We start from the raw sequence: 9,098 nt of genomic DNA on the forward strand, positions 1-9,098 counted from the left end.
CGACGCTGCTCGACCGGATGATCGACGCCATAGCGTCAGCCGGAATCGACGCCGTCAGTTTCACCAGTGCACCGGCCGTAGCCTCGATGTTGATGCGAGCCGACAAGACCGGGGATCTCGGAGACATTCTCGACGCGATGCGGGGTCCGGTGGCGGCAATGTGCGTCGGCCCGGTCACCTCGGCGCCGCTCGAAGCCTTGAATGTACCGACCACAGCCCCGGCGCGGGCACGTCTGGGCGCGCTCGCGAGACACATCGTCGACGAACTCCCGCAGCGAGCCAACAAGATTCAAGCCGGCGAACACGAAATCAGCATTCGCGGCGGTTGCGTAGTCGTGGACGGTGAAGTGAAGCAATTGCCGCCGGCTGCGATGTCGTTGATCCGCACTCTCGGTGCCAGCCCCGGTCGAGTCGTCTCCCGCGACGAACTGCTGGCTTCTCTTCCCGGCGGCGGCGGCGACACCCATGCCGTCGAGACCGCCGTCGCCCGATTGCGCGCGTGCCTCGGCGCGCCCAAAGCCGTTCAGACGGTGGTCAAGCGGGGCTATCGACTTGCCCTCGACCCCGGCGACTACGTACAGAATCCAGGTGACTATGCAACGCGATGACGATGTCCTCGTCCTGGTAGCTCATGGCACGCGTAGTGCACGTGGCGTGGAAATGGTTGCCGCACTGGCCGACGCCGTCGGCACGCGCGTCGGACGCACGCGCGTTGCCTTTGTCGATGTGCTCGGTCCGTCACCTTCGGAAGTCCTCCGGGACACTCCGGGGCGAGCGATTCTCGTACCGGCCTTCTTGGCGTCCGGCTACCACGTTCACACCGATGTTCGACGCGAAGTGGCGATCAGTGAGCACTCGGCTGTGAGTGTGACGCCGGCACTCGGACCCGATCCGGCGCTTGCACGCGTGTTGCTTCGGCGCTTGACCGAAGCGGGGTGGAATCCGGGTGACGCGACAGTGCTTGCTGCCGCCGGGTCGTCCGATGCGCGGGCGCTGCGAGACGTCGAGCGTGCTGCGCTGATGCTTGCCGAAGCGGCGGGGACTCGTGTCGACATCGGGTACATCGCGACCGGGGAGCCGAAGGTAGCCGATGTTGTTGCAGCAGCACGCGTTCGCGGCGCGAAGCGAGTTTTTGTCGCCTCGTACCTCCTCGCGCACGGGCTGTTCCACGAAAGGTTGCACGCTGCAGGAGCCGATGGTGTGACCGAACCGCTCGGCGTCGATCCGGGAGTGGTGGACCTTGTCGTGAATCGGTATGAGAGTGCGCGAAGGGAACTAGTATCGCTGCATGACGTCTCACTCCGTAACGCCGACGTATGCCGACCTGGTCGCAGCAGTTCGTGAATCCGACGTCAAGGCACAGGCTCTCATCGGTGCACTGACCGAAGAGCAGGCGCGTGAGCCGTCCGGGCTACCCGGGTGGAGTCGGGGGCACGTGGTCACGCACATGTCGCGCAACGCCGACGCGCTGGGCAGATTTGTTGCCGGCGTGCAGGGCGGCGAATCGGGGGAGATGTATCCAGGGGGGCCGGATGCGCGCAATGCTGCAATCGAAGAGGGCGCAGATCGCCCGGCTGAATTGTTGGCCCTCGACTACCGCTTCTCGGGAACGAGGCTGGTCGACGCGTTGTGCGAGATCCCGACAGATCGACTGGACACACCGGTGCCGTGGCGCAAACCTGTGACGGCATTCGATCTACCGATCCTGCGCTGGAACGAGATCGAGATTCACCTGATGGACCTCGACATCGGTTACACCTGCCACGACTGGCCTGCCGAGTTCGTGGAATTCACTCTCGCCAGTCAGTTGGGCGCACTCGAGACGGCGGTCCCGGGTGTACGAGTGCCGTCACTGTCCGACGCGGAGACCTTGGCCTGGTTGGTCGGGAGGCCGACGAGGGTGGGGCTGCCGACTCTCCCTGCCTGGCCGTTCTGAGATGCAGCCGTTCTGAGAGTTAGAACAGGGTGGGGGCGCTCACGTCGTTGCGTGCTTGGGCCAACCGCGCACTCCACCTTTTCACCAACCACATCTCGACGATCTCGGGTTGGGTGCCGGCGGCATAGGCCCAGCTGTCGAGAAGTTCGCAGTACCGGCGGTAGCGACGCGTCGTGAAGCCGGTGACGGAAGGATCCTCGAGCCAGCCCTCGTGGATGAGCGTCGAGACTCCGTACTGGTCGATCATCTGAGCGCGTCGGCCTTCGTCCTGTACGCCCACTGCCCACATGAAAGCGGCCATCAGCGATACCCCGACACCGGGGGTGAGTGGCCACCCGGACCAGGTGTCGCGCCGCACAACGGGCATCGACTTGTTTTTCGAGCAGTGATCGAGAATGGCTGTGATCTGGGTCAGCGGATCCTCGTCCTCGCGGTGATGGGGATTGAAGACGTTGGGGAACCGCCGTGTGAACCGTCGGCTCTCGTGCGAGCCCTGCCAGGCCGCGCAGAGAAACAGTAGTCCGAGGCCGTCGTGCTTGGCGACAACGAGATCGCTCGACGGGCGAAGGTCGTTGCGTTGAACGATGGCTCGACCTTCGGTGATCACTTTGCCGTCGAGATCACGCCCGCGCAGGCTGATGGTGTGGCCGGCGTCCTTCAGGTGTGCGTTCCACCAATCCAGGTCGACGGTGGCTTCGTCGTCGAGGACGTGCAGTGGAAAGGTGCGGGAGCGGCACCACTCGACCAATGCGTCCGGCGGTTCGAATCCTTCGTCGACACGATTCATGGCGCGATGATCCCACGAGTCGCCGACAGGAATTCGTCCGACGCGCAGTCCACCGGGATGGAACCGGACACTCGCGGTACGCTCCGCTCATGAAATTCGCGTCCTCGCAGGTGCGGTCGGCGCTGTGGACGGTAGCCATCGCTTTGGCGGCCACGAGTCTGAGCGGATGTATCGGTGCCGTTGATCGGATGGATTTCGACAATCAGATGCGCGAACGTGGCGGTGGGATGACGTCGGAGTTGGTGCGAGGCGGGTTCGACAGCCTCGCACATAGATACGGCGTCGACGCGGTATCGGTGACCAGCATCGACATCAGCCCGATCGAGACGCTCGGAGTCACCGTTCGAGACCCCGGGAAGCCGACCCAGCTCGACAGATTCTCTTTCGACGGAGTCATTCTCGGCGAGCCGAGCCCCGTGCAAGTCAGTGTCACCGACGATCTCGATGCACGATCGTTCACGCTGGATCAAGTGCCGGCATTGACGAACCTCGAGAAGTTGGTCGACGACGCGCTGGAGAACAGCGGTGTCGACGACGGCGAAGTCACCGGGATCTCGGTCAGTCGCACCGAGGCGATTCGCGCATCCGTGATGGTGGAATCTCCACGCTCGCGGGCGCTGGTGGTCTTCGAGCCTGACGGAACTCCCTTCCTGGTGCACCCGCTGTGAGCCGCCGTATCGCTCCGTTGCTGATCTCCGTAGTGGTGATCGTGGTCGTGGGAATCTTTGCCGCACTACTGTCTTCGGTGATCTGGCCAGGACAGGTCGCTCATTTGGCGCCGATTTTCTGTGAAGCTCCCACATCGAGCGCGATGGTCGTCTCGGATACCTTTTCCGACGGCGACGGTACGTCCACCAATTTCACGCTGTACTGCGTCGGACCGCGCGGTCAGACCGTTGATGCCGGCTGGTTGCTGCCGTTTTTGGTGCTGTGGGGCGTGTATTCGCTGGTGCTTGCGATAGTGGTCGGCGTGGTCGGGGTCAACCGGCGTAGGCGCCCAAACGACTGACCCGATCAGCGTGGGAGGACAACCACTTCGGCTACGGCACCGTCTTCCGCGTGTGGCGGAACGAGTGCAAACGCGGAGCGCCCGATCAACCCCGCCAGGTGTGCGGTACGTACAGACCGTTCGGCGCGCCAGCGACCGTCGGCGGATTGTGTGACCGGCAGTAGGCGTACCGCATCGGAAGTCACCGCAGCGGCGTTCTCGATGATGCCGAGCAGTGGCGGTGGTGTGTCGCTTCCCGTCAAGGCGGCCACGACGGTGGGCAGCATCGTCAACAGGGTGGTCACTGCGGCGTACGGGTTGCCGGGGAGGCCGAGAACCACCCGACCACTGGGCAGGACAGCCGTTATCTGAGATCCGCCCGGGCGCGAGGCGACTCGCCCGACAATCGTGCGAGCGCCGAGTCGATCGAGCGCACTGCGCATTTCGTCGGCAGCGCCGCCGCCCGTCGCACCAATGACAACAAGCAGGTCCTGTTCAGTCGCATCCGCCAGTACACGCTCGAAACTGTCGGCCGTGTCCCTCAGGTGCGAATTCGCCACGCACCGTACGCCGTTGCTTTCCAGTAGGTAGGGGAGAATCCCACCGACGGAGTCGCGGGTCTGACCTTCACGCAGTGGACCGGTCCGCCGGATCTCGTCGCCGGTGACTATCACGCGTGCCCGTACCGGACCACGGACGAGGGCGTCGAATACCTCGCCGCTGGCAGCTGCGGAGACCACCGCCGGAGTCACCGCGGTACCGGTCGGAGCGATCGTGAATCCGGTGGTCCAATCTTCCCCTCGTGGTCGAGCGTCGTTGCGGTGCGGCGCATCCGGCAGTCTCCGTACCATCCGAGATGGCTCGTCGACGGACAGATACTCGTCACGAATCACCGAGGTGGCGCCGAGGGGCAGGTGTGCTCCCGTGGCAATGCGAATCGCTTCGCCTTCACCGAGTTCGAGTTGCCCGTCGGCGCCCGCGATACGGATCTCGGTTCGGATTCGCCAGGGACCCTCGCCGGAGACGGCGTACCCGTCCATCGCCGAGACATCGGATCGAGGAAGATCACCCAGGGCGACGAGAGGCTGCGCGAGCGTTGCTCCGAGACTGTCGGCGAGGGCGGCCCGGTGTGGTGACAATGCTGTCAGTGAGTTCCTGACGGCGGCGCGGGCTTGCTCGATCGTCAGGCGCGGATGGTTTCGCGCGCGGTCGATGTCCGCCGGTGTGTCGCAGTCAGTGGTACCAGCGACACTCAGCGTCGAGAACGGTTCGGTGACAATCGCTTTCATAGGTTGATTCTCCAACCCCGAACTCTCCCGCAATGTGGACAGGCGTTGCCGGAGTTCGCGAAATGTCCACGCGGAGAGCAGGAATTGGGTTCGGTTGTTCTCGTCCACGGCACACGTCACCGGACTGTCCGTCGACGTGGCAGCTATCAAAGCGTCGACTGATAGGGCCTCGATGTGCGGCAGATCGGACGCCAGGACCACCACCACGGCGTCGTCGGGTAACCGGGTCGCAGACAATCCGGCCCAGATCGCCTCGACAGGGCCGGCTCCGGCCGGAGTTTCCTGAGTTTGAGTGATGCCAGGATCAAGTTCAGGGCGATGTGGACCGACCACGACGACGGCGTCCAGATGCGCCGTCGCTGAAAGCGCGATGTCGAGGAGCCTGCGGCCGTGAACGAGCAGGCCGGGTTTGTCGACACCACCCATTCGGGTCCCGCGACCACCCGCCAGAATGAGGGCGGCGGTCGGCGGCGTGACGGTCATACCTCCATGCTGCCCCATCGCCCGCGTCACCACGACCGGTGACACGTGAATCAGAAGTGATACCGAGCTTTCTTCAGGTCGATCCGACCGTCCTTGATCGGCACGCCTTCGAGTTCGAGCTTGGCGATCTGACGATGAGCCAGGTGCGCCGACGGTTTGCCGGAGGCGCCGAGAACCCGATGCCACGGCAGGTCGGCAGAGTCCGTTCGCATGATCCAACCGACCGTGCGAGCACTGGAAAGTCCTGTAGCATCGGCGATATCGCCGTACGTCGCCACGAAACCGGCCGGAATCGACGCGATGAGGCGCCGTACCTCTTCGATCTGCTCTTCGGTGGTGGCTGCCATGTCGGTTCCTTCAGAGCACGCTGCGAACGAGGGCGGCGACTTCGTCGGCCTGCACGTGCGGGACCATGTGGTCACAGTCGAATTCGACGCTGGTCAGATTTTCACCGAGGTGCTCGGTGAGCGCTGCCCGGAACTCGTCGGTGACGTACGGAGGCTGGACTTTCATTGCTTGAACCAGCACGGTCGGCATCGAAGGCGGAGGCAGCACGATCGGGCGAGCGAGTTCGCCCCACCCGGTCACGATCGCGGGCGTGGACAGGCGCCAGTTGACGCGCCCGTTGCCCAGTTGAATCAGGTGCTCGGCCATCTCGACGTCGAGGTCCTGGGTGGGAACCTCACCCCACGAGCCGTGAATCTTCTCGGAGTAGGCCTCTGCCGCATCGGTGTAATCCGGTGAGCCGATTGTGAGTTCGGCCACTTCCTGCATGAAAGTTGGATCCAAGCCGATCGCTGGATCGAGCAGGACGAGCCCACGAACGCGTTCCGGTGCGGTGGCCGCGAGGTGCAGCGCCAGCATTCCGCCGAAAGAATGCGCGACGATCACCACCGGTCCGGTGGCATGTTCGTCGAGCGTCTCCAGCAGGCTCGCCACGTGGGATTCGATGTTCCACGGAGGAGCCCAGGTCGAGCGTCCGTGACCACGCAGATCGGGCGAGATCCAGCGCGCTTCGGGCAGTTGGTTCTCGGCCATCGACTGCCAACGTCGGCCGTGACCGGTCAGACCGTGCAGCGAAAGGATCTCCGGTGCCCCGACGGGTCCGTAGAGATACGTATGGAGTGCAGACACGAGGTCAATCATGCCGGATGCAGGCGATGTGTGAGTTGTCGGTGCGCTCTGGTGGAATGCCTGGGTGAGTGAGACGGCAACACGCAGCAAGGTCACCATCCCGCGGGCGCGGTTGGTGCACCGAACTGCGCCGTCTCCGATACCCCGAACGTGGGACGAAGGGACGGCCCGGCTGTTCGCGCCGCCGTCCGAGGATCCGTTCCAACTCGCGTTCGGCCCTGTTTCATTCGGCTCGGGGGCCGCCTGGAGTCCCTGGCAGGTACTCGGCAGCCCCGGAACCGGCAAGACGTCCCTTCTGGTGGATCTGGCAGTGCAGAAGATCTCCGGTGGCGAAGATCCTGAATCGGTCCTGGTGCTCACCCAGTCGCGCCGGGCAGCGACGCAGGTCCGCGAGCAGATCACGGCCGGGTTGCTCGGGTACGAACAAGAACGCGGACCGCAGGCAACTCGTGAGCCGTTGGTCCGCACCGTTCACTCGTACGCCTTTGCCGTACTCCGGCTTCAAGCCGCAGCGCACGGCAACGCGCCGCCACGCCTGATCACCGGCGCCGAGCAGGACTCGGTGCTCCGAGAGATGTTGCGCGGCGACATAGAAGACGGTGCGCTCCGGTGGCCGGAGCGCCTGCGACCCGCATTGGGTTTGAACGGCTTTGCCGTCGAACTTCGAGATCTGATGCTGCGAGCGAACGAGCGCGGACTCGGTCCCGAAGATCTGGTCAAGCTCGGCAAGAAGCGTGGCCGTCCGGAGTGGGTGGCGGCCGGGCGGTTCGCCGAGGCCTACGAGCAAGGCGTGCTGCTACGCGGCAGTGTCGGTGTCGAGGCTCCGGAGGCGACGGCGCCGGCACTCGACGCGGCCGAGTTGATCGGTGCGGCATTGACCGCGTTCGCCACCGATCCCGAATTGCTTCGCTCCGAGCGCGCTCGGATCCGGCACCTACTCGTCGACGACGCACAACATCTGGATCCGCAGGCCGCGCAGCTGGTTCGGCTGATCGGAACCGCAACTGCGGGCACGGTCATCGCCGGTGATCCCGATCAGTCGGTCTTCGGGTTCCGCGGTGCGGATTCGGCGTTCCTACTCGGACTCGCCGAGCGCGGAGACGAGCGCCAGATCGTCCTGCCCACCACGTTTCGCAACAACGCCGACGTCGCGTCGATCGCGGCCAAGATCGCTGCGCGGCTGCCCGGCAACCTCGCTCATCGCATCGCGGTTCCATCCGATCTCACCGACGAGGACCCGGGGCGGGCGTCGGTGCGGGTTCTCGGTACGACGGCCAAAGAAGCGGCAGTCGTCGCAGATACCTTGCGCCGGGCGCATCTGCTGGACGGGATTGCGTGGTCCGAGATGGCCGTCATCGTGCGGTCGGTGCCGCGTACTCTCGCCCCTCTCCGGCGAGCCCTGCTCGCGGCCGGGGTACCCGTCACGACCGCTGCCACCGAATTGCCGCTGGCCAGGCAACACGGAGTGTCCGGCCTGCTGCTGGTCCTTCGGGCGCTCGGCGGCGATCAGTTCACCGGCGACGACGCGCTTGCCCTGATGGCCGGTCCCATCGGCGGCGCCGAGCCGGTCACCCTGCGCCGGTTGCGTCGTGGCCTGCGCCGGGTCGAGTTGGCATCGGGAAGTGATCGGGACTCCTCGGAGTTGTTGCGGCTCATTCTGATCGACGAGGATCGTGCGCAGTCCAAGCGCCTCATGGGCAAGTTGACAGACGTCGAAGCTGCGGCACTCAATCGCGTGCTGTCGGTCCTTCGCAAGGCCCGAGTGCCTCTCGAGCGAGGTCTCGGGGTCGAAGAAGTTCTGTGGGCGGCATGGCAGGCGACGGGGCTGGAACGACGCTGGGCGGCTGCGTCGGCGCGCGGCGGACCTATCGGCTCACAGGCCGATCGAGACCTCGACGCAGTCGTCGCACTTTTCGACGCGGCCGCCAACTACGTCGACCGGTTGCCGCGTTCGCAACTCGCCGGTTTCGTCGACTACTTGACCAGCCAGGAGATACCGACCGGTTCGCGGAGCCGATCGGTCATCACTCCCGACGCCGTCACCGTGGTCAGCGCTCACGCCGCGGCGGGTCGCGAATGGGCGGTCGTGGCGGTGGCGGGTGTGCAGGAGGGGCTCTGGCCGAGTTTGCGGGCACGCGGATCGCTACTGCGTACCGAAGCGCTGATCGACCTGGTCAACGGAGTCTCCGACGGCAGTGACTCGGCTGCCGAACGACTCTCGCGAACCGCACCGCTTCTGGCCGAAGAACGCAGGTTGTTCCTGGTTGCCTGTAGCCGTGCTCGTCGCCGTCTGCTGATCACCGCAGTCGAATCGGCTTCGGGGGACACCGACTTGGTGCCTTCGCGGTTCGTGGACGAATTGATCCGTGGTGACGCGTACTCGGACGATCCGTCCTCCGATCTCGACGTCGTTGCACCCGAGACCGGGGATACCCGGGTTCTGTCGCTGCCTGCACTGGTCGCACAGCTTCGCAGCGTCGT

The 9,098-nt window shown here is 65.0% G+C and carries 10 protein-coding genes; 6 read left to right on the top strand and 4 right to left on the bottom strand.

The annotated features are described in order from the left end of the window. From A2J01_RS09705 to A2J01_RS09715, 3 genes are all read left to right on the top strand, one after another. On the top strand, positions 1 to 608 hold a 608-nt coding region (locus A2J01_RS09705; RefSeq protein ID WP_197494192.1), incomplete at its 5' end, for a winged helix-turn-helix domain-containing protein. Beyond that, positions 595 to 1,344: a sirohydrochlorin chelatase gene (locus A2J01_RS09710; protein WP_037130090.1), complete on the top strand. Its 750-nt coding sequence runs from the start codon at positions 595 to 597 to the stop codon at positions 1,342 to 1,344. The genes A2J01_RS09705 and A2J01_RS09710, both read left to right, overlap by 14 nt. Then, a complete protein-coding gene (locus A2J01_RS09715) occupies positions 1,289 to 1,936 on the top strand; it encodes a maleylpyruvate isomerase family mycothiol-dependent enzyme (protein ID WP_007731241.1) in 648 nt (215 codons plus the stop codon). The genes A2J01_RS09710 and A2J01_RS09715 overlap by 56 nt, the downstream gene beginning before the upstream one ends. A gap of 19 nt (positions 1,937 to 1,955) precedes the next feature. Here A2J01_RS09715 and A2J01_RS09720 read toward each other — a convergent pair whose 3' ends face one another. After that, on the bottom strand, positions 1,956 to 2,723 hold the full coding sequence (locus A2J01_RS09720) for an 8-oxoguanine DNA glycosylase OGG fold protein (RefSeq protein WP_064112603.1): 768 nt from the start codon (positions 2,721 to 2,723) through the stop codon (positions 1,956 to 1,958). An 89-nt stretch (positions 2,724 to 2,812) separates the two neighbouring features. Here A2J01_RS09720 and A2J01_RS09725 point away from each other — a divergent pair, with 89 nt between their 5' ends. Both A2J01_RS09725 and A2J01_RS09730 read left to right on the top strand, forming a co-directional pair. Then, on the top strand, positions 2,813 to 3,391 hold the full coding sequence (locus tag A2J01_RS09725) for a hypothetical protein (protein WP_042922177.1): 579 nt from the start codon (positions 2,813 to 2,815) through the stop codon (positions 3,389 to 3,391). Continuing rightward, entirely contained in the window at positions 3,388 to 3,732 is a 345-nt protein-coding gene (locus A2J01_RS09730) for a hypothetical protein (protein ID WP_007731243.1), read from the top strand. The genes A2J01_RS09725 and A2J01_RS09730 overlap by 4 nt, the downstream gene beginning before the upstream one ends. A 5-nt stretch (positions 3,733 to 3,737) precedes the next feature. Here A2J01_RS09730 and A2J01_RS09735 read toward each other — a convergent pair whose 3' ends face one another. The 3 genes from A2J01_RS09735 to A2J01_RS09745 are packed head-to-tail and all read right to left on the bottom strand — an operon-like array spanning position 3,738 to position 6,629. After that, positions 3,738 to 5,483 (bottom strand): NTP transferase domain-containing protein, encoded by a 1,746-nt coding sequence (locus A2J01_RS09735; RefSeq protein WP_064112607.1) that lies wholly within the window; start codon positions 5,481 to 5,483, stop codon positions 3,738 to 3,740. Between the two features lie 50 nt (positions 5,484 to 5,533). Next, positions 5,534 to 5,830, bottom strand: coding sequence for an MGMT family protein (locus A2J01_RS09740; protein ID WP_064112604.1), 297 nt, complete (start codon positions 5,828 to 5,830; stop codon positions 5,534 to 5,536). Between the two features lie 10 nt (positions 5,831 to 5,840). Beyond that, positions 5,841 to 6,629 (bottom strand): alpha/beta hydrolase, encoded by a 789-nt coding sequence (locus A2J01_RS09745; RefSeq protein ID WP_064112605.1) that lies wholly within the window; start codon positions 6,627 to 6,629, stop codon positions 5,841 to 5,843. 52 nt (positions 6,630 to 6,681) lie between these two features. On the opposite strand from A2J01_RS09745, the gene A2J01_RS09750 reads away from it, so the two are divergent. Further along, positions 6,682 to 9,098, top strand: a 2,417-nt coding sequence (locus A2J01_RS09750) for an ATP-dependent helicase (RefSeq protein ID WP_064112606.1), incomplete at its 3' end; no start/stop codon positions are given.

The organism is Rhodococcus sp. EPR-134, from assembly GCF_001647205.1.
Taxonomy (GTDB): domain Bacteria; phylum Actinomycetota; class Actinomycetes; order Mycobacteriales; family Mycobacteriaceae; genus Rhodococcus_F; species Rhodococcus_F qingshengii.

Bases quoted from the DNA above. Each gene is read 5' to 3' on its own strand.
- A2J01_RS09710 (WP_037130090.1), top strand. From the start codon at position 595: ATGCAACGCGATGACGATGTCCTCGTCCTGGTAGCTCATGGCACGCGT.
- A2J01_RS09715 (WP_007731241.1), top strand. From the start codon at position 1,289: ATGACGTCTCACTCCGTAACGCCGACGTATGCCGACCTGGTCGCAGCA.
- A2J01_RS09720 (WP_064112603.1), bottom strand. From the start codon at position 2,723: ATGAATCGTGTCGACGAAGGATTCGAACCGCCGGACGCATTGGTCGAG.
- A2J01_RS09725 (WP_042922177.1), top strand. From the start codon at position 2,813: ATGAAATTCGCGTCCTCGCAGGTGCGGTCGGCGCTGTGGACGGTAGCC.
- A2J01_RS09735 (WP_064112607.1), bottom strand. From the start codon at position 5,483: ATGACCGTCACGCCGCCGACCGCCGCCCTCATTCTGGCGGGTGGTCGC.
- A2J01_RS09740 (WP_064112604.1), bottom strand. From the start codon at position 5,830: ATGGCAGCCACCACCGAAGAGCAGATCGAAGAGGTACGGCGCCTCATC.
- A2J01_RS09745 (WP_064112605.1), bottom strand. From the start codon at position 6,629: ATGATTGACCTCGTGTCTGCACTCCATACGTATCTCTACGGACCCGTC.